This is a genomic window from Flavobacterium zepuense (assembly GCF_007097145.1).
GTDB classification, from domain to species: domain Bacteria; phylum Bacteroidota; class Bacteroidia; order Flavobacteriales; family Flavobacteriaceae; genus Flavobacterium; species Flavobacterium zepuense.
Genome location: NZ_VJVZ01000004.1, coordinates 362,735 through 384,142 on the forward strand (window position 1 = coordinate 362,735; position 21,408 = coordinate 384,142).

Genomic DNA, 21,408 nt, shown 5'->3' on the forward strand with positions numbered 1-21,408 from the left:
TCTATAGCTTTAAATTATAAATGGGAATTATACGTGAGATAAAACCAATTTGAATCGCTACAGCCTTTGTCCTCTATGTTTCTTTTGGGGTTTACTATTATTCGTCAACCAGTCGTTAAAGTCTTTATGCTTTTCATATAAATGGCTTTGGTCATTGTATTTTGTACTCAATGAAAGTGCACGCTGCGTATTGTTCCTGCCCGTTGCATCCCGGTCAAGATAAAGCCGGATCGATTCGTGATTTTCCATAAAGGAGCGTGCTCTTTCAAAAAAAGAAACAGAATTCAAAACAACAAAATCCTGACTTTTTTCAGGAAGGTTTTTGTTGGTCGCTAAAAAAGACATGAAATCTATAAAACCCTCAAATACGCAGACAGTGTCTGCGCTATTGTTAATAGTAGTTATCCCTTTTGGAGAACTGCCGGATTTAAAATAAGGGTTACGAATTTCATAGCCTCCGGAATCATTTTTAAATCCTATCCCATAATAGATTTTGTCACTCAGTTCATACTTAACCTCACTGCAAAATTTAACTGCAATTTCGAGAGGTATTTTTCGCTCTTCGAGGTACTTTAAGAGTGCATAAGATTCCAACTTAGAATCTTCCACAACTTTAATTTTGTGTTCTGTGGTAATAGTATTTCCCGGTTGGTGTATTGTGGGTTTTTGAAGGATGAGATTGCCGTTAAGTTGTTCCATAAATTCACCAACAGTACACTTATGATATATAAGGGCAAAGTCAATAGTGTTACCTCCCTGGCCTATGCCATGGTCGTACCAGCGATTAATGTTTGTATTGACTTTGAAGGAGGCTGTTACCTCATTTCGTAACGGTGATAAATACCAGTAATCAGCATTCCTTATTTTTACAGGCTCGTGGCCTAAAGACGATAGATATTTTATAAGGTCAATTTCTCTGGCCTCATCAAGTGAAAGCCCTTGTGTATTAGTGTCCATACCTCTGCATTTTTCATGTTCATTATTCAGATCATGGCAAAGTTAGCGAAGCAAAATAACGTTTTTGAACCCTCACAATATTCTAATGAGGTTAGGTATATTATGTGTTGTAGGAATTATAGCGGTGAAAGTGATGTTAACCTTATAAAAATATGCGTTGTAATACCATGCAAAAAACTATTTTTGCTGGCTCATCTAAAATTACATTACCATGAACGAATTAATCGAAAAAATCAACGCAGGAATTGAAGCATTCCAGAAAGAATCACAGGCTCACCTTGGCGGTACTAAAGCTGCTGGTGCACGTGCACGTAAATCGACTTTAGAACTGGAAAAACTTTTTAAAGAATACAGAAAAGTTTCTATAGAAGAAGGAAAGAAATAAAACTACTATGGACTGCCTAAATTATTTGGGCAGTCTGTTTTTAATGGATGAAAATGCTAACTAATTAGAAAATAATTTTTTCACATAACAAGCTAGCTTCAGGGCACTTTACAATGATTGAATTTTCTACATCAGTCTTTGAAAACCATGCAAACCTGTATTCCTGTTGATGCTTATATTTTTCTAATTTTAAAAATAATTCCATTCCCATAGTAATTTCCTGAAATACTTGATGGCTATGTGGATCGTTCCAATCCAATTTATTCAGTATTTTACCGGCTTCTCCTTCTAGGAAATGAACTCTTGAAGTTTCATAGTCACAGCTCCCTTCAACTCCTGAATTTACGAAAGGAAGTTTTTTGGCAATTTCATGGCCAAACATAGCTGGGTTGGTAATCTTTATAGCTCCGACAGCATTAAAGTCTTTTATAACTTTTTTTGTTATCTCTTTTGTAGTTGACATTACATAAGCATTTTTCCCCGATTCATATATAATGTGGTTGCTAAATCCACTATTCCCAAACTCACCGACAATTGCATGCCCTTCCTGATTATCACCCTGCATTTCATCAGGATTCTTTTTAAAATTATTAAAGCAACTGATCATTATTTCTCCGTCTCTAAAGAAGTTTTCAATATAGTCAACATTGTCTAATAACCTATAAACGGGTTCCCGTTTGATGTGCCAACTAATCGGAAAAGATATAGAACTTGAATTATATTGTTTCATTGTTAGTGTCTTTTGAAGCCTGTATTAATTTTAAATAGTCTGTCCTGAAATCTAAATACCAATTTAGCATTTCATTCTTTTTGTGAGGTAACCTTTTTTGCTGAAATGTAGTATAGGTTAAAATAAGAAAATTTAGTGTATCCACAGAAACTGCGATGGAATCTTTGGAATGTCGAATCAGTATAATATCAACAGTTCAATCACCATTAGGCCAAAGTTTACTTTTATGAATGCTGGTGGAATGGATGTTTGTAGAATATGCCCGATAATGAATTTGATAAAATGCATTTAGATTTATTCTTGAAGCCAATTGAATGGATAAATGTTTTATTAAATCTTCACTTTTCGTTATACCACAAAATCTATGATACTAAACTAAGTTTCAGAATAGTCAAACTAAAAATTATGATGAATAGCTTCCATTTCATTACCAGTGTCCAGACTCGTAGCTTTAACTATCATACTGCCAAAGTTATTAACTCGTATTGTTACTTTAAAATTTGCTTTACCAGGAGACAGTCATTCGCTCACTTTCATCATTTTCTCCTATTTCAGTATTCCTAATTGAATTTGAATCTATAGTATTTTCGGGAGTAAGATGTATTTTTACAATATACATTTTATCGCGTATATTTTTCTCATCTACTTTTTAGCTTTCATAATCATGAATTAAGTTTTCATAACTGTGCGCAATATAATGTTGCGACTTTATCTTTGGACAATTTATTATGTCTTCCATTAGTTTTCTAATCTCGATAAGCATGAATTTCAACGTATCTTCATTATAAAACAATAAAGGTTGATTCTGCGAAAACTGGTAATCAACGCCCTTATAACGAACAGTGGTATCTCGCTTTGTGTGAAACCCCTCAGTATGTATAGTATTTCTTGAATAAGTCATAAGGTTCAGATACGTTACAGAAACGCTCATTTGTAAACCTGGTGTTCGACAGCAATTTATACTACGAAAAGGGTATCTATCGAACCCCTACAATGCTCGGACTGTTATCGCACAATGCCAGTAAAATGGAGGAAAAGGGGTATCTTATATACCAAAAAAAGAGGGATAATCTTTCGACTATCCCTCACAGTGGGCGATGAGGGGTTCGAACCCCCGACCCCCTCGGTGTAAACGAGGTGCTCTGAACCAGCTGAGCTAATCGCCCCAATCTTACAATTCTCAACAAGCATCTTGTTCCGTATTGCGAGTGCAAAGATACACTACTTTTTTAAACTTGCAAGTGTTAGGCTATAAAATTTCTGCCACAACAAAGGTACTACCACCAATATAGATGAAGTCGGAAGGTGCAGCATCACTAAGCGCAGCAGAATAAGCCCCTGCAACCGAAGAATATACATTACCGCTAAGCCCGAATTTTACCCCTTCCTGTTGCAAAATATTTTTATCTAATTTTCTTGAAATATTTGGTTCACAAAAATAGTAAATGGCATTTTTAGGTAACAAAGGCAAAATTTCATTCAGGTCTTTATCATTAACAACGCCAAAAACAATTCTTAAGGCTGTATAATTTTGCTCTAACACCTGTTTTATTACCAATTGCAGGCCATGTAGATTATGCGCGGTATCGGCAATTACTATCGGATTTTCATGCAATTGCTGCCAACGCCCTTTTAAACCCGTATTTTTTACAACATTAAGCAAGCCCTTTGCAATTTGTTCTTTAGTAACCGGAAAGTACTCATGTACAAGCTCTATAGCTTTCAGTACCGTTTTTTTATTATGATACTGGTAATTTCCCTTAAGATCAGACTCATAGTTTTCCTGAACCTCATCTGCTGCAAAATATAGCGGTGCATTAACCTCTTCTGCTTTGTTTATAAAAACAGGTTTAGTTTCAGGGGTATATTCGCCTACAACTGCCGGAATGCCCGGCTTAATAATACCTGCCTTCTCCCTTGCTATTGCCTGTAATGTATTGCCTAAGAAGAATGTATGATCTAACCCAATGTTAGTAATCACAGATACAAGTGGCGTTACAATATTGGTAGAATCTAACCTGCCTCCCAAGCCAGTCTCTATTATGGCAATATCTATATCTTCTTCTACAAAATACTCAAACGCAAGGCCAACCGTCATCTCAAAGAAGCTAAGCTCCTGTTCCTCAAAAAAAGCTTTATTAGCCGCTATAAAGCGCGTTACAAACTCTTCGGATATATCATTGCCATTTACTTTAATACGTTCCCTAAAATCTTTTAAATGTGGCGATGTATACAGCCCGGTCTTATATCCTGCCTCCTGCAATATGGATGCCAGCATACTCGACACCGACCCCTTACCATTGGTACCTGCAATATGTATGGTTTTTATTTTTTTCTCGGGATTACCTAAATGCTTTGCCAGCAGTAAGGTATTGCTTAAATCTTTTTTATACGCAGATGCACCCTGTAATTGATACATAGGCAATTGATCAAACATCCACGATGTAGTTTCTTTATAGGTCATAATAAAAAATGGCAGATTTTTAATCTGCCATTAAATTTAAATATTATTGTTTAATTACACCAGTTGCTTTAATGCAATCTCAAAAGCAGTTTGGCTGACCCCAGTTTTATTAGGGTTTTGCGCATGTACGTTAACAATTGCTTTCTTAATGATCTCTGATGTATCATTAAAGATCGCCTCATCGGTCATAAATACTTTTTTCTCCATAAAGTAAGCAAATACCCTTGCCATACCGCAATTAGAGATAAAGTCAGGAATTAAGCTTACTTTACTATCAGTAGCCTCCATAATAGGGCCAAAGAAAATTTCTTTATCGGCAAACGGCACGTTAGCACCGCACGAAATAACCTCTAACCCGGCAGCTACCATATTATCCACCTGCTCTTTAGTCACCAATCTTGATGCGGCACATGGCGTAAATATCTCGGCTCCAATATTCCAAACTTCTTTGTTAATAGTATCAAACGGCACCATATTTTCAGCAACTAGTTTATTACCATCTTTATTAAGAAACAGGTTTTTTATCTCTTCAAAACTAAAGCCATCTTTATTAAGGAGGCCTCCGTCGCGGTCTATAATACCTACAACCTTAACACCCATCTTAGCAAGGTAAAAGGCCGCAGCCGAACCTACATTGCCAAATCCCTGTACAATTGCTTTTTTACCTTCGGCATTACCGCCGTAAGTAGCATAAAAATGACGTACCGCTTCGGCTACACCGTAACCGGTAATCATATCTGCAACTGTGTATTTACGAGCAACATCAGGAGAAAATGCAGGATTCTCTATCACTTTAACCACACCTTGGCGTAACTGCCCAATACGGTTAATCTTATCTGCTTCGGTAGGCCTAAAGTGTCCGTTAAAAACACCCTCCTGCGGATGCCATACACCACACTCTTCGGTCATAGGTATAACCTCATGAATTTCATCAACATTAAGGTCGCCACCAGTACCATAATAACTTTTTAATAGCGGAGACACTGCTTTATACCAGCGCTGTAATACGCCTTTTTTACGAGGGTCGTTAGGATCAAAATTTATACCCGATTTTGCGCCGCCAATAGCTGGGCCGGATACAGTGAATTTAACCTCCATAGTTTTAGCAAGAGAAAGTACCTCGTTCATATCAAGGCCTTTTCTCATACGAGTGCCACCACCGGCAGCACCACCACGAAGCGAATTAATAACTGTCCAGCCTTCTGCATCAGTTTCGGTATCTTTCCAATTAAAAACTATTTCAGGTTGTTTATTTTCGTATATACTAAGTAAATCTTTCATTTAGTTGTGTTTTTTATAACCTATGCAAATATATAAAACATATAATTCTCAAATTCGTATTTTTTTGTTACAAATTAAGAATTTATAAAGGAAACTGAACCATCACAGTTGTACCATGCCCCGGCGCCGACTCTATAGCCAGCTCTCCGCTAAGTGCCTCTGCCCTTTTCTTAAAGTTTTTAAGTCCTATTCCACCCGCAGTTTTGGCAGTATCAAAACCGTCTCCATCGTCTGTAATGGTAATTTTCACAATTTTATCATCTTTAATAATACCAACAGTTGCATGCCTTGCATTGGCATATTTATTAATATTTTGCAAGGATTCCTGTATAATCCTGTAAATATTTATTTTTGTGGTATTGGGTATGGTTTCCCAATCTATCGTAGCATCTACATGCGCTTCAAATTCAGTACCAACGGTATTTTTTTGCGATGTAACCATATAAGCCAGTATACTGTCAAAATTTTGGTTTTGCTCAAAAATCACATTTCTGCTTAAATCATGCGATACCGCTCTTATTTCCCCTTCTACCTGTTGTAATTCTTTTATAAAACCTTTGCGTTTTAACACGCTTTCTTCATCACTTTTTCTATTGGAAAATTCAAGATTAAGCCTTACAGCATAAATATTGTTTAAAATACCATCATGCAGTTCCATAGCTATACGCGTTTTTTCGTCGGCTCTTGCGCTATCAATTTTAGACTGCTGCTCAAACATAAGCTGGTAAATTTCTTCGTTAGCCCTTTGCTGCTCCTGTATAAGCATTAGTTTCTTATTTCTGGAATTTAAATAATAGATCATAAAGATTGCGGCTACAAACAATAATACCACTACCGATACCCCTATTATAAACGTGTTCTTCTTTGCTAATTCTTCCTTTTCAGTTTCAAGCCTGTCCGTTTCGTAAGCAATGCGGGCAAACCTGTTTCGGTCTGCCTTACCCTTTTCCTGCAGGCTATCGTTAACTCTTATATACTCTTCAGAAAAATGCAGACTATTCTTTACATCTACATCAGCCAAAAGCCTTAAGCTCTTTAATATATCAGTACTATTATGCATTGCTTTTGCCCCATTGTAAGCCATAGAAAGATATGTTATTGCTTTTGCGGTATCTTTGCGCGCAACATAATATTGACCTAAGTTATATCGGCTTGCAATCATATCTGATTTATTGTCAAGACTGTCTCTAATGTGCAGGGCTTTTATAAAAAGATCAGGTAAATCGGTAAAATCCCCTTTTTTTAGTTTGGCAGAAGCGAGGTTATTAATTAGCCGGGCGTATAAAAAAGGCTTTGCCGATTTCATTCCTCTATACTCTAACGCTTCAGTATACATAGATATGGCTTCATCATATCTTTTCATCTTTACATAAACAAGCCCCATATTATTGTAACAAGAAGCGCGGTAGTCTTCAATCTCATCTTCAGTATAACCCTCATCTTTAAAATTCTCCAGTTCATCCAGTGCTAACTGAAAATACTTTATTGCCTCTTCATTATTATTTTGCCCATCCAGGGCGGTACCTATAAGGCTATAGCACTGGTATATTTCTATAGTCCTTTTTTGTTCCCTTAAAAGGCGTAATGCCTTAATGGCTTCGCTCTCACATAGTACGTAATCGCCTATATTATAGTAAATATGAGCTTTGTAAAGTATAATTGCGGCTAAGTTTTCGTAATCATTAAGCCCGCTAAATAATCTTTCAGCTTCTTTATAGCTAAAAAAGGCGCTGTCATTATTAGAAAGCTCGTAATATGATATTCCTTCAAGATAGAGTGCCTTTGCCATTTGCGCCGTATCTTTTGCCTCAGCAGAAAAGTTGTAGTATTTATCGCTGACAGCTATTGCCTTTTTATAATCATTTAGCATATAAAAATCAGAGGCAGTGCGCTTAAGATAAGTACGGGACAGGGAGTCATTGCCGCTGTTTAAAAGATCGCTGTAAGCTGAATCTAAATATTGTATACGCAGGGTATCGCTAATATTATTATCTTCTGATTTTTCTAAAAACCGCTCTACATCACTTTTAATAGCCTGATTATCATTTAAAGATTTTTTGCAGGCGCCCGAAAGAATTAGGATTAATAAAAAAAGTATTAGTTGGTAATTCTTCAAAATTTTTGAGGCGATAGTAATTTGTACTATCGCCTCAAAAATAAGATATTTTATATTAATTAACCAGATTACCTTGGAGGAAGTGGTTTTGTATGATCTACGTTACCGTCACCTGTTCCTGTTGATGTACCATCTGCAGATGTAGCTTGATCTAATGCGCTGTCATCTGTTGAACAAGATGTCATTGAAATGCTTAAAGTTGCGATAAGTCCAAGTGTTAAAATAATTTTTTTCATGATAGTAAATTTTAAAGTTGTAAAGTGTGTAAATATTCGTTTTTTAAATAATCAGCTAATTTCCTTTCTGATTCTGAAGCAAAACTACACACAAAAACTTTATGTACCACTATGATTTACAGTAGGTTTAGTAACTACACCCCCCATGCGAGTAACTCGACCGATTTGCGGGGTAAATGATGTATTTTATAAATACTCCGGTGCAATCCTCCTAATAAGGGTATCAATATTTTCTTTAAAAGTTTTAGAAAATGAGATGGAAAGATCACTGTTATTTAAATAACATAATGATTTTCCGGTATTTATTCGAGATACGTAATTACTGTTTACAATATAGCTATTATGTATCCTGAAGAAAAAGAATGGCAAATTAGACTCATAATGCTTAAGGGTTTTGTAAGCCGTGAGTTTTCGCCCATTTTGCAGATAAAAGTCGGTAGTATTATTGTCAGCCTTTAGGTATACAATTTCACTAAGCGATACGAATTGGTAATCTCCATACGATTTAATACAAATAGTGGTATTAGCAGCTGGCGGATTTGTTTTTTGAAATTTTAATAAGGTTTTGCGAAGATCGAACTTATTAAGAGGTTTTAAAACATAATCAAAAACTCCGGCACTTATTGCTTCAAAAGCAAATTTAGTTGATTCTGTAAGTACAACAAATTGTGGCAGTGCATCTAAGTACTGGTGTAATTCTGTAATTAAAGATAACGAGAGATTGCCTTTTTTATTTTTAGGGTTAATCTCCAAAAAAACAAGGCGGGGCTGTGTTTCTAATATTTTATTAATTGCATCTCCTTTATTATCAGCAATGCCTACGCAAAAATATTCGGGAAAATCTTCAAACTGTCGAAGCGTTTCCTTTACATTTGCGGCGTCATTATCTATAATTAGGTATGAATATTGCACGTGAAAATATTAAAGAAAAATTTTGGCAATTTAAATAATCTTATTTTAGTAATTTTACGGTAAAACCGTAATTTTTGTTAAACCGGTTTTTTTGTTTATTTCGCTATGAAACAAGATTTAAATATTTTAATTGTTGATGACCACCCGATGACGGTTAATGGTTATGTTAATGTATTATCTGAAGAGGAGTTTGAGGGCTATAACCTTAATTTCTTAAAGGCCCTTAATTGCGAAGAGGCCTATGGTATTATAACCGGACCTACTCCTATTAACATAGCATACCTTGACCTAAGCCTACCGCCGTACCCAGATAAAAAAATATTTTCCGGGCTGGACCTTGGTGTGCTTATACGCAATACCATACCTAACTGCACCATTATTATCCTTACCATGCATAGTGAGGCTGCTCTTATAGACCGACTTCTAAAAGAGATAAATCCGCAGGGTATACTTTGCAAAAGCGATATTGATATTGATGAGTTTTTAAATGCCTTTAAAATAATTTTTGGCGGAGATACTTACTTAAGCCACAAAATTGTAAAATCGCTTAAGGATAAAGTGTTTGACAACTATAATCTTGATAGTTATGATAAGCAAATACTTATGCGCTTATCCGAAGGCATACTTACAAAGAACATCCCTAACTATGTGCCGCTTTCATTAAGTGCCATAGAAAAAAGAAAAGCACATATGAAAAACATGCTGCTGCAAGGCCGAGGCGGTGACGACCACGACCTTATTGAAGCTATAAAAAAAATGGGGATACTATAATGTATGCACTATGCCCGAACTGTGATCTTTTTTTGCACCCGTAACACTACCCAGCACGTTAACTTTTCCGCTTAATTTTAATACCCCAAGCAGTGCAAAAATTAGTGCTTCCTTAAATTGTATTGTTTTATCATCGGGCACAGTAATTATTGTATCCGGCAAGTAGCTCTGTAAAACATCTATCAAAAAGGCATTGTAAGCTCCCCCTCCTGTTACAAGCAAACTACCCTTCTGTCCTTGTTGCCTAATACTATTAGCTATCTGTTTGGCAACATGTATGGTAAATGTATGTAATTTGTCTTCATTACTCTCAGGATATTTTTCAATTAGCGGAAGCACAGTTTGTTTTACAAACTCAAAGCCAAGCGATTTAGGATACGGGGCAGCATAAAAATCTAAAATATCGAGCTCTTTTGCCATTTGCGGTATTAATTTTCCGCTATTAGCAATCTTTCCGCCATCATCATACGGCAGCCCAAGTTTATTAGCATAAAAATTAAGTACGGTATTAACCGGGCAAATATCAAACGCTGCGCGTATACCATTTTCTTCAAAAGATATATTACTAAAGCCACCCAGGTTAAGGCAATAGGTATAATCTGCAAAAAGCAGCCTGTCGCCTATTGGCACTAATGGCGCTCCCTGCCCACCCAGTTGCACATCCTGCACCCTGAAATCGCACACCACAGTTTGCTGTGTTAGTTGAGCTATCTCCGGCAGGTTGCCTATCTGCAACGTAATTCCGTCTTGCGGACGGTGTAAAATAGTGTGCCCGTGCGAGCAAACAGCATCTAAATTTTTAATATCATGTTTAGTTATGAATTGATCTATAATACCTGCCAACAGTTCTGTATACTCTTTATTGAGCTGCTCCAGCGCAGCCATATCATAATCAATAGCCGATTTAAGGATGTTTACCCAATCATCGGTATAAGCTATAGTTTCGGCTTCATGTATTTTAAAGCTCCAGATATTATCAGTACAGGTTAATGTAATGTGCGCTAAATCGGTTCCATCCAGCGACGTTCCTGACATTACACCTACAACGTTATAGTTTTTCGTAATCATGAGCTAAAAATAATCATTCATTTTGAATTATTGCCATTAAATAACTACATTTGGACAGAATAAAACAAAAAAGCAATTTATTAATTATGGATTTCAAACTAACCGAAGAGCACCTGATGATTCAGCAGGCCGCCAGGGATTTTGCCCAGGCCGAATTGCTTCAGGGTGTGATAGAGCGCGATGAAAAACAGATTTTTCCCGCTGAGCAAATAAAAAAAATGGGCGAACTCGGCTTTATGGGCATGATGGTAGACCCTAAATATGGCGGCAGCGGTTTAGACACCGTTTCTTATGTACTTGCCATGGAAGAGATTTCTAAAATTGATGCATCGGCTTCGGTAGTTATGTCGGTAAACAACTCTCTTGTTTGCTGGGGCCTGCAGGCTTTTGGATCTGAAGAGCAAAAACAAAAATACCTTACCCGCCTTGCAACCGGCGAGATTATAGGCGCTTTTTGCCTTAGCGAGCCAGAGGCAGGCAGCGATGCCACTTCACAAAAAACATCTGCTATAGATATGGGCGACCATTATTTGGTTAACGGTACCAAGAACTGGATAACTAACGGTAGCACTGCCGATGTATATTTAGTTATAGCACAAACCCATGCCGATAAAAAACACAAAGGCATTAATGCCCTTATTTTAGAAAAAGGCATGCCGGGTTTTGAGATAGGCCCTAAAGAACAAAAACTGGGTATACGCGGGAGCGACACACACTCCCTAATGTTTAACGATGTAAAAGTACCTAAAGAAAACCGTATTGGCGAAGATGGCTTTGGCTTTAAATTTGCCATGAAAACTCTTGCCGGTGGCCGTATAGGTATTGCATCTCAGGCATTGGGCATAGCTGCCGGAGCGTATGAGTTGGCACTTAAATACTCTAAAGAGCGTAAAGCTTTTGGCACCGAGATTTGCAACCACCAGGCTATTGCCTTTAAACTTGCCGATATGCATGTTGCTATAGAGGCTGCACGCCACCTTTGCCTAAAAGCTGCATGGGATAAAGACAACGGTAACAATTATGACATTAGCGGCGCTATGGCAAAACTTTTTGCATCTCAAACCGCTATGGATACTACTATTGAGGCAGTACAAATTCATGGTGGCAACGGCTATGTTAAAGAATACCACGTAGAAAGGCTTATGCGCGATGCCAAGATCACACAAATATATGAGGGCACATCTGAAATTCAGAAGATCGTAATTTCAAGAGCCATTATAGCACAATAAAAACAAAGCCCTGGATCACAGGGCTTTTTCATTTTCATTAATTTGCTTGGCAATATTTTTTAAAATTGCCTCTAATTCTTTTAGTAAAACATCCCTCGTGTAATTAAGGTCTACCCAATAGCAATTTTCCCTTATGGGCAAAAGAGTGCCTTTTAGTTTATCTGATGCAAAAATAAAAGGAGTGCTTTTTTCGTAGAGCCTTAATAAATCTATCAGCTCAATCTCATCGCTTAAAAAAAACACAACAACATCATATTTATAGCTTTCATTATACTTATTTTCATCATATAATGTAAAACTAAACGTGTTGATTATTTCCTCATTTAGCAAATTATAATAGCCTAACTGGTTATCGTAAACCAAAACATCAATATCCATACGCTTCTTTTTTTGGGGTATTTATAGTATTTAAACTATAACTATTAAAAAGTGATTATATATTTAATTTTTATTTGTTTTTTAACGGATAAAGTAAGCATTATATCGAATAATATCAGACAGTTTTTTGAGGACTGGATATCTTTTCTACATTTATAAAAAATTAGCACAAAAACCTACACTTGTTCTAATCCTTTTAGGCTAAAGCAAGTATAATTTGTAACAAAAAACAGTTAATATAGTAGAGGTGAGATGAAGGAGATTAATCTAAAATTACAACTTAATTAGCTAAAGAATAGTTACCAATTGTATAATAAAAAATTAAAAAAATACTATATCATACAAAAATACCATCCAGAAAAGGAATTATTCAACTAAAAAATTACTAAGAATGAACGTGATTGGTCAAAGAATTAAGAAGTTACGCGAAGAGAAAGGAATCACCCAGGAGAGCATGGCGCTACAGCTGGACGTTACACAGAGCAATTATGGTCGCCTTGAAAAAGACGACAGGAGGCTAAATGTTGTAAAACTCCTTAAAATTGTAAGGATACTTGATATTAACGTTATGTATCTTTTTAACGGCGTATTAAACGAGGGTCAGCAGGCAGATAATGCCAGTTTTAACAGCACTAACAAGGAGGTTTATGACATTCTTGTAGAAAGTCTTAGGGCAGAAGTTCAGCACCTTAAAGATGAAGTTAGCTTTTTAAGAGTTATTGTAAGAAGTTAATAAAACACAAACTTATTTTACATACTTTATTACTTTTTGTACCGTTTACAATTTCGATTTAAATTGCTAATTTTATAGCATGGTACAAAAACCTAAAGCATTAAAATATAAAGTTATTGCCGGCTACTTATTACTGTTTGCAACAGCTGTAGTTTCGGTATGGTTTGTTTATACAGAAATTTTAAAAATTGCCCTGCCCGGCCAAACCGGGCAGGACAATAATAAAATTATAAAAATAAGCAACACAATTGCCAGCCTCTATTCTTCTGAGGCTGTTGGCAGAAGCTATATGCTAACCGGTTCTGCCAAAGACTTAAAGCGCTACACCCAACTTACCGATAGCATTAATATTCAGATTAATGAGATAAAAGAGGATGTAGACTCTGCACAGGTACAAAAATTTGATTCGATACAATTACTTCTTACCCGTAAAAAAAACAGTATCAAAGAGATTATCAAGTACAGAAAATCCTACTCGGCAGATAATACTTTTACTAAAGCCATTTATGGTATTTATGAAGTTAAAGACTCCATCTGGACCTCTATAAAACCTGTAAAGATCACTAAGCGTAATGAATGGCGCAATGTGGTAACCTCGCTACTTTCTCCGCAACAGCTGGATTCTTTAAGCAAACTACCTGTTAGTAACGACTCTCTTGCTATGGCATTTGAAAAAGTACTTACTAACCTGCTTATAAAAGATAACAAATTACGCTATACCCTTTACAGGAAAGAACAAAAACTGTTGGAGGAAAACCGTATAATATCAGATCAGCTGCGGGTTATACTTACCGATGTTGAGAATGAATTTTTACAAAAATCGTATAATAAAATAAGGCAATCGCAAAGCGCCTTAGGCAACACAGTGAAGACTATGGCATGGGTAGGTGCTGCATCGTTATTTTTCTTTATTTTATTTGCCTACGTTATTATACGCGACCTTACCAGTAACCAAAATTACCGTAAACAGCTGGAAAGCCTTAACCTTGAAAACGAGGAACTACTGCGAAGTAAAAGTATGCTTATGGCAACAGTAACGCACGACTTACAAACACCTCTGGGGAGCATCATAGGCTTTCATAACCTTATTAAAGACAGCGGCGTAACGCCAAAACAAAACCAATACCTTGCTAATATTAAAGAATCGGCCAATTATATCTTAAAACTGGTTAACGATCTACTTGATTTTTCGCGACTTGAAAACAACCGCATTACTGTAGAGAAAACCGCTTTTAATATGAAAACGGTAATTGAGTCGGCTTGCCGCGTACTCGAACCGATTGCTGTAGAAAAAAATATTGAGTTAAACTGGGATGTGGAAGATGAACTTAACGCCCACTTTATATCAGACCCCTACCGTATTAAGCAAGTGCTTACCAACCTCATAAGCAATGCTATTAAATTTACACACGAAGGATCGGTAGAAGTTACCGCCAAGATTGAAGGATTTGACATTTTTATATCGGTTCTTGATACAGGTATAGGTATTGCGCAGGAAAAGCATGGTGCCGTATTTAAAGAGTTTACACAGGCACACGATGGTATTGAGAAGAAATTTGGTGGTACCGGCCTTGGCCTTACCATATCCAAAAAAATAGTTGAACTGTTAGATGGTACAATTACACTTGAAAGCAAAGAAGGACAGGGATCTATTTTCACAATTAGCATACCGTGCATTGCTGCCAAAAATTTCAGCGAGCCGGTTTTAGAAGCAGAGACAAAACCATTACCTTTAAATGCCAAAACAATACTTGCAGGCAAGAAAATATTGGTTGTAGATGATGATAATGTTCAGCTTATACTGATGAAAGAGCTGTTACAGCATCACCCGGTAAGTGTTACGGCCGAGATAAATTCATCGGCAGTGCAGCGCCAATTGGAAGAAAATAAATTTGACATTATATTAACTGATGTACAAATGCCGGTAATGGATGGTTTTGACCTGGTTAAGATGATACGCAGTCACAGCAATAACTATATTGCAAAATTGCCCGTTGTGGCACTATCCGGCAAGCGCGACCTTACCGAAAAAGATTATATAAGCCGTGGTTTTACGGCTCACCACCCCAAACCAATACAGTTAGAACAACTTCTTACGCTTATAAGCGGGTTATTTAGCGGATTGGTATCTAACGGTATACAACATACTGAAACCTTAAAAAATACAGGGAAGTTATATAGCCTTAACAGCCTTTCACAGTTTACCAATAATGACCCTGTATCATTAAAAACCATAGTGCTTACTTTTATAGAAAGTGCCCAGGATAATTGCACCAGGTTGCGAAAAGCAGCTGCCGAAAATGATACTGAAGAACTTTCTCAAACTGCACACAGGATGATACCCATGTTAAAGCAGATGGAAGTATATTCTATTGCAGAGATGCTCATGCCTGTAGAAGATGGCACACTTGCAGATAAAGATATTGTGAGCTACATTGAAGATATTTGTGGCAGGATGGACATATTATGCGAAAACCTGCAAAGCGAAATTGCCTAATTTAAAGATCAAGATTATAGAGCTTTAGCTTGTTATAAAGTGTTTTACGGTCTATATCCAGCAATTTTGCAGCTTTTGATTTATTGTAATTAGCTTTTTCTAAGGCTTTTTTAATAGCTTCTTCTTCGTTATCCTTGGTATACCCCATTAAACCACCCCCTGTAGATTGCGGCTCCTGCATTTCCGGCGGTAAAACAACTAAATGTATTGTGTCGGTTTTTTCAAGCAGCACAGAGCGCTTAATGATGTTTTTCATCTCCCTAAGATTTCCCGGCCAGTCATAACTGCGAAAAAGAGCCGTAACCTCTTGGTCAAAACCTTCAATCTCCTTTTCAAGGTCAACATTTGCCTGCGCTAAAAAGTGGTTGGCAAATATCATTATATCCTGTTTACGTTCAGAAAGGCGTGGTACTTTAATACAAAATTCATTAAGCCTATGATAAAGGTCTTCCCTAAAATCGCCACGTTTAACTGCTTCATAAAGATCTTCGTTAGTAGCCGCTATAACACGTATGTCAACCATAATCTCATGATTACTGCCTACGGGTTTTATTTTACGTTCCTGCAAGGCACGTAACAGCTGCACCTGTACTTCGTATGAAAGGTTCCCTACTTCATCTAAAAACAATGTACCACCATTTGCAGCCTCAAAATGGCCCGTCTTATCATTAACAGCTCCCGTAAAAGAACCTTTAAGGTGTCCAAAAAACTCGCTTGAGGCGAGCTCTTTAGGTATAGCGCCACAATCAACAGGAATATAAGGCTTGCCTGCCCTTTTGCTTTCCTGGTGTATGGAATGAGCAATATACTCTTTACCGGTACCGCTATCGCCAATAATAAGCACGCTCATGTTAGTAGGCGCTACCAGGTTTATGTGTTCGTGCAATTGTTCTGATGTACCGCTTATACCTTTAACAAAGGCTACACTTTCTTTTTTCTTTTCGGTTTTAGCCGGTACATTAGTTTGTTTCGCATCCTTTTTATTAAGAGCAAGGCCTATAATGTGTAAAATTTCGTCCGGGTTAATCGGTTTGCCTACATAATCAAATGCACCAAGCTTCATGGCATTAACGGCAGTCTTAATATCGGTATAGCCCGTCATCAGTATAACCTGAGTGGGCAAGGAAACCTCCTTAACGTATTTTAATATCTGAAGGCCATCACTATCCGGAAGCCTGATATCTGTTAAAATAACATCAAAAGCAGTGTCTTTTATTTGTTCTTTAGCTTGTGCGCCGTTAAAAGCATTCTCTACTTCAAAGCCTTTTTTTTGAAGGAATGTTTTTAGCATCACACAAAAAGCAGTATCATCATCAATAATCAGGATCTTCGAACTCATTGGGGTACATAATATCTAACAAAGGTACGGGATTTACAACTTGCAAAATGTTAACAAAAACAAAAGGAGACGCTTCCGTCTCCTTCTATCGAAGAATAAATTCTTCAAATCACCTTACTATATGTTTTTAATCACCTTGCTTATGCATGTTCTTTTACAAACTCACCTGTGCTGCTGTAATAAACAGTAACAGCTTTTTTATCTTTGTTAAGTTCAAGTTTATATTCATTATCATCAGAAGCGTACGCTTCTTTAATAACATAGCCACTATACTTGGTACTTACATCTTTTAAAATTGCTGCCGGTACAGATGTAGCGTCAACTTTTCTATATTCTTTATTTTGCTTAACTTCTACAAGATATAAGCCACTAAACATGTTTGTTGCTGCATTAGCACCTATCGCAAACAAAAAAGCTGCTGTAAAAAATATGTTTTTCATCTTGACTAATAATTGCATCATTATATAATTATTAGAAATAATCATACCAAAATACAGCAACCACACCGCACCCCTATAAAGTACTACAAAACAACATATTAAGTTAAATATTGAAATTCCGAAAAGTGTGTAAATTAAAAAATTCCACACTTTTCAGTGTGGAATTCCCCATATTAAATATTTTCAGGTATTACCTAATCATCGCAAAATGACCCTTAAACACTCTTCCATCCTGCCTTTCTACAATAAACCAGTAATCGGTAGAAGGTAGTTGGTGGCCGTTAAGTGTACCATCCCAACCGGTATCACGAGAATCGAATGCTTTGATTAACTTACCATAGCGATCGTAAACACGCAACACCATACCCGGTTCAAACCAGGAGTTAGGTATACGCCACGTTTCATTTTGACCATCTCCATTAGGCGTAAAAAATTTAGGGTAGTTTAATAATACAACTTCAATGTCATCCTGTCCGCATCCTCCAACATCTCTAACATAAACAGTATAAACTCCCGGCTCAAGACCCGTAAAGACAGGGCTATCCTGATAGTTGTCGTTGTCAAGCGAATATTCGTAGTCACCACTCGTATCTGTAACAACTGTTATAGTGTTGTGCTCTTCGGTCCAGTCACTGGTTATTGCAGTTATGTTATGGGGCGGGCCTGACTCTGTAACTACAATTTCTGCAGACGTAGTACATGGACCGGTGGTATAGTCTCTTGTAACTTCAACTGAATAAGTTCCCGGATCAAATACCGTTATAGATGCTGTTGTTTCACCCGTAGACCATTCGTAAGCATCATAACCTTCATCGGCAGAAATAACAACCCATCCCTGCCCTTCACAAATAAAACTGCTATCATCTACATGCAATTCGGGATTAGGAGCAACTTCAATATCAAAAGAAACTGTTTTATCACATATCGTTATATTGTTGTGTACAACCCGGGCATAAATAGTTTGTGGGTTGCTAACGTTTACATATGGCATTGTTAATGCATCTACAGAATTATCTGCATCATCCTGGCTTAAATGATACGTAACCGTGTAACTGCTTAAACTTTGGTTGCCTAATATTGCAGCATCCTGAACAGTTAAATCAAAAGGCTGGTAAGCAGCATCACTATTTTCGCGGCAAATAAGCATATCATCAGGAACAGTAACTTCAACTAAATCAGGCAATAGGCTAATATTCTTGGTAGTTGTGCCAATTTCTCCACAAGCATTTTCTACTTCAAAGACATAAACACCCGGATCAAGGCCGCTAAATATATTATTAGTGCCATTATCTATAAAAAACGGTACACCATCTTTAGCTGTAATCCTATAAAGAAGTGGTGCTATACCCGATGCATCTATTAATATATCTCCAGGAGTACCGCGGCATTCCAAATTATAAACATTATCAATTGTTACTTCATACTGATATTCAAAAACATCATCTAATGATTCAAAACATACTTTGGCAGAAGTGCCCTGACCTACACTCTGGAAAGCCTTTACGATCCTAAAGGTTCCAAAAAACTGAAAATTGTTATTTGCCTGGTTATTAATTAAGGCTATACCTGTAGTAGCATCGGGCATTGTGCCATCTATATAAGGCAACTGTGTGGCAGGATGCACCCATTGGTCTGTAGTGCCGGGCAACAACATTTGCATCCAGTACGTTGGGTTACCACCAGATGAGCTATTATCGGCCATTATAATATTAAACGAGTTACAGTTGGGATCGAAAGTATAAGTTAACGTATTTGCAGGCTGGTAACCTGCAATAGTTACACTAACGGTTTTTTGTACACCACAGGCATCGGTTCCAGAAAATGTATAGTTGCCCTCCGGTAGGTTATCTAAAAACAAAAAGCCAGAAGAATCAATATAACCTGAAACGTCGAAAGGCAAAGTTTGATTAAATGCCGCAGGAGCCAGTGTAATACTTACCTGCACTAATTTGCCATTACCACTTGTAACACGCACAGCCCCCATACCTGCGTTACAATCAGTAATTGCAGTAGCAGCAAAATCACGTTCTACAAAATCCGGGATTTCAACAGGTACATTTAAATATACCTGTCCGCATTCATCCGTTAAGTTAACAAAATAATTACCTACTGGTATATTAGTAACCGTTAACTTACCACTGGCAGTTATAAAGGCAGACACATTGTTAGGCAAAGGAAACAACGCAATATAAGCAGGTGGCGCATCAACAACTTCTGCAAAAACAATTTCCCTATCAGGAATTGTAATAGTAAACCTGCCCATACTGGCAAAACAGCCATTATTACCAGCACTAACTATAGGCTCCGGTATTTCAATTTCAATATCAATTGTGGTAGTAGCTGTCCTTCCACAGGCATCAGTAACTGTAATATTATATGAACCTTCAGGTACCGGATTTCCTTCACCCCCAAAAAAAACAGCCGTATCATTGTATGGACCCGGATAGTTTACATTAAAATTATCTGGATTGAAGCCTGGAGGAGGATTGTTAAAGCTCAATGTAAACGGAGCTGTGTACTGTGCAACATTTACACCTATGTAATAAAGACCGCAAGGTAATGGCACTTTAGATGCACTTATAGATGGTGTTGGACTTACCACTACACCATTTAAAGAATATGTATTGCCACACCCGTTTGTAAATGTCAAATCGTATGTATAAGGATCGTCATTATTTACCGGAAATTGATTACTAAATTCCAAATATGACGGAAGTCCATTGTTAAATGTTTGGGTTTCTACAATTGGTACGCCACCCCCTGAGGGATGAATTGTATATTGTATAGTGATAGGATACGTTATAACAGTACCTTCAGGATAACTTACAGTATTTGTAACAGTAACATTATTACAATCGCCTAGAGTAGTAGAACTATAAATAGGATCTGAAACTGTAACCGGTGCAGGATCGTTTTCTACTATGTATGTTGTAACAGGAGTATTACCACAAGCATCATAAACTTTTACCCAATACTCGCCATCAGGTAAGTTAGTGAAAGTATTAGAAACTTGAGGTGGTATCGTAACAGGCCCTAAACTTAACTCATATAAAGTAGCCGTGCCCGAAATAACATTTACAACAATCTCTGCCCCCGCGCAATTATGCGATATAACATCTATATCATAAACCAATGGTTCTGTATTATCATCAATTACTACTTCTATTGGTATAATAGTATTTGAGAGCGCACCTAATGTTTGTATGGCTGATACTGAATATGTACCCGATACAAGCCCACTTACATTTACAGACGGCCCAGATGTAACCGGCGTAGTAAGATTTGGCAATAAGTATAAAGAGAATAGCATAGTTGCATTAGGAGTGGGGTTAGTCACTGTAAAAGTCATCGTGCCATTACCTTCACAGGTTTCATCTGTTGTAGCAATGCCTAACCCAAATTGCGAAAGTTGTGCCTTAGCAGGAAAACTTGCAATAAGCATAGTTGCCAAAATTAATGCATAACGTAATGAAATAAAGAGCTGTAATTTATTTTTGTTTTTCCCCATAACATGCAAAAAAATACCCTTTAAAGCTATTTAACTTAATTAGGTAGAAATATTTGTCAATATTAGTTAAATTTTATTTAAATAATGAATGAAATAGCAATATTTTTACTATCGCAAAAAGTAAAATATTTTTTGATAATTTTGTGATATTTTGAGGCTATTTTTAAGAATATCAGACATATAGCAGTCATTTTAATATTTCAAAAAAACTGATGAGTTTTAAAAATAAATAATTTAGCAATTAAATTATTACTAAATTCTTCTTAAAACCGCTAATATCATTACATAGCAAGATAGCAATATTAGCAATAGCTATATAAATTGCTTTATCACACTAATTCTTATTATGTTATAAATAGCTACA

The 21,408-nt window shown here is 36.7% G+C and carries 17 protein-coding genes and 1 tRNA gene; 5 read left to right on the top strand and 13 right to left on the bottom strand.

Annotation, left to right across the window (positions count from 1 at the left end; translation table 11 throughout):
* Positions 1–57 precede the first annotated feature (57 nt).
* Complete coding sequence (locus FMM05_RS08705) at positions 58–957, bottom strand: toprim domain-containing protein (protein WP_143372956.1); 900 nt, start codon at positions 955–957, stop codon at positions 58–60.
* A 211-nt stretch (positions 958–1,168) separates the two neighbouring features.
* Between FMM05_RS08705 and FMM05_RS08710 the strand changes: the two genes are divergently transcribed.
* Positions 1,169–1,342, top strand: coding sequence for a histone H1 (locus tag FMM05_RS08710; RefSeq protein WP_143372958.1), 174 nt, complete (start codon positions 1,169–1,171; stop codon positions 1,340–1,342).
* A 64-nt stretch (positions 1,343–1,406) separates the two neighbouring features.
* Here FMM05_RS08710 and FMM05_RS08715 read toward each other — a convergent pair whose 3' ends face one another.
* From FMM05_RS08715 to FMM05_RS08740, 7 genes are all read right to left on the bottom strand, one after another.
* Positions 1,407–2,072 (bottom strand): hypothetical protein, encoded by a 666-nt coding sequence (locus FMM05_RS08715; protein ID WP_143372959.1) that lies wholly within the window; start codon positions 2,070–2,072, stop codon positions 1,407–1,409.
* Between the two features lie 1,091 nt (positions 2,073–3,163).
* Positions 3,164–3,238, bottom strand: a tRNA-Val gene (locus FMM05_RS08720).
* Positions 3,239–3,321: 83 nt separating this feature from the next.
* Positions 3,322–4,536, bottom strand: a complete 1,215-nt coding sequence (locus tag FMM05_RS08725; RefSeq protein ID WP_143372960.1) for a bifunctional folylpolyglutamate synthase/dihydrofolate synthase — start codon at positions 4,534–4,536, stop codon at positions 3,322–3,324.
* A 54-nt stretch (positions 4,537–4,590) separates the two neighbouring features.
* Positions 4,591–5,817, bottom strand: coding sequence for a Glu/Leu/Phe/Val dehydrogenase dimerization domain-containing protein (locus FMM05_RS08730; RefSeq protein WP_143372962.1), 1,227 nt, complete (start codon positions 5,815–5,817; stop codon positions 4,591–4,593).
* 82 nt (positions 5,818–5,899) lie between these two features.
* Positions 5,900–7,933: an ATP-binding protein gene (locus FMM05_RS08735; protein WP_143372963.1), complete on the bottom strand. Its 2,034-nt coding sequence runs from the start codon at positions 7,931–7,933 to the stop codon at positions 5,900–5,902.
* A gap of 68 nt (positions 7,934–8,001) precedes the next feature.
* Entirely contained in the window at positions 8,002–8,169 is a 168-nt protein-coding gene (locus tag FMM05_RS20970; protein ID WP_185965538.1) for a hypothetical protein, read from the bottom strand.
* Between the two features lie 186 nt (positions 8,170–8,355).
* Positions 8,356–9,081 carry a LytR/AlgR family response regulator transcription factor gene (locus FMM05_RS08740; protein ID WP_143372965.1) on the bottom strand — a complete coding sequence of 242 codons (726 nt, stop codon included), beginning with the start codon at positions 9,079–9,081 and terminating at the stop codon, positions 8,356–8,358.
* Positions 9,082–9,186: 105 nt separating this feature from the next.
* Here FMM05_RS08740 and FMM05_RS08745 point away from each other — a divergent pair, with 105 nt between their 5' ends.
* Complete coding sequence (locus FMM05_RS08745; protein ID WP_143372966.1) at positions 9,187–9,852, top strand: response regulator; 666 nt, start codon at positions 9,187–9,189, stop codon at positions 9,850–9,852.
* On the opposite strand, the gene FMM05_RS08750 is transcribed toward FMM05_RS08745, so the two are convergent.
* A complete protein-coding gene (locus tag FMM05_RS08750; RefSeq protein WP_143372967.1) occupies positions 9,847–10,920 on the bottom strand; it encodes an anhydro-N-acetylmuramic acid kinase in 1,074 nt (357 codons plus the stop codon). The two genes, FMM05_RS08745 and FMM05_RS08750, sit on opposite strands and share 6 nt — an antisense overlap.
* An 86-nt stretch (positions 10,921–11,006) precedes the next feature.
* Here FMM05_RS08750 and FMM05_RS08755 point away from each other — a divergent pair, with 86 nt between their 5' ends.
* Positions 11,007–12,149 carry an acyl-CoA dehydrogenase family protein gene (locus FMM05_RS08755; RefSeq protein ID WP_143372969.1) on the top strand — a complete coding sequence of 381 codons (1,143 nt, stop codon included), beginning with the start codon at positions 11,007–11,009 and terminating at the stop codon, positions 12,147–12,149.
* 15 nt (positions 12,150–12,164) lie between these two features.
* Here the strand turns inward: FMM05_RS08755 and FMM05_RS08760 are convergent, their stop codons facing one another.
* A complete protein-coding gene (locus tag FMM05_RS08760; protein ID WP_143372970.1) occupies positions 12,165–12,527 on the bottom strand; it encodes a hypothetical protein in 363 nt (120 codons plus the stop codon).
* A gap of 391 nt (positions 12,528–12,918) precedes the next feature.
* Here FMM05_RS08760 and FMM05_RS08765 point away from each other — a divergent pair, with 391 nt between their 5' ends.
* Both FMM05_RS08765 and FMM05_RS08770 read left to right on the top strand, forming a co-directional pair.
* The gene (locus tag FMM05_RS08765) at positions 12,919–13,260 is read left to right on the top strand and encodes a helix-turn-helix domain-containing protein (protein ID WP_143372972.1); all 342 of its coding nucleotides are present in this window, start codon (positions 12,919–12,921) and stop codon (positions 13,258–13,260) included.
* Positions 13,261–13,339: 79 nt separating this feature from the next.
* Positions 13,340–15,757, top strand: coding sequence for an ATP-binding protein (locus tag FMM05_RS08770; RefSeq protein ID WP_143372974.1), 2,418 nt, complete (start codon positions 13,340–13,342; stop codon positions 15,755–15,757).
* A gap of 1 nt (position 15,758) precedes the next feature.
* On the opposite strand, the gene FMM05_RS08775 is transcribed toward FMM05_RS08770, so the two are convergent.
* From FMM05_RS08775 to FMM05_RS08785, 3 genes are all read right to left on the bottom strand, one after another.
* Positions 15,759–17,096, bottom strand: coding sequence for a sigma-54-dependent transcriptional regulator (locus tag FMM05_RS08775; protein ID WP_143372975.1), 1,338 nt, complete (start codon positions 17,094–17,096; stop codon positions 15,759–15,761).
* Between the two features lie 140 nt (positions 17,097–17,236).
* On the bottom strand, positions 17,237–17,536 hold the full coding sequence (locus FMM05_RS08780; protein ID WP_143372977.1) for a hypothetical protein: 300 nt from the start codon (positions 17,534–17,536) through the stop codon (positions 17,237–17,239).
* Between the two features lie 190 nt (positions 17,537–17,726).
* On the bottom strand, positions 17,727–20,978 hold the full coding sequence (locus FMM05_RS08785) for a T9SS type B sorting domain-containing protein (protein WP_185965539.1): 3,252 nt from the start codon (positions 20,976–20,978) through the stop codon (positions 17,727–17,729).
* Between the last annotated feature and the right edge of the window lie 430 nt (positions 20,979–21,408).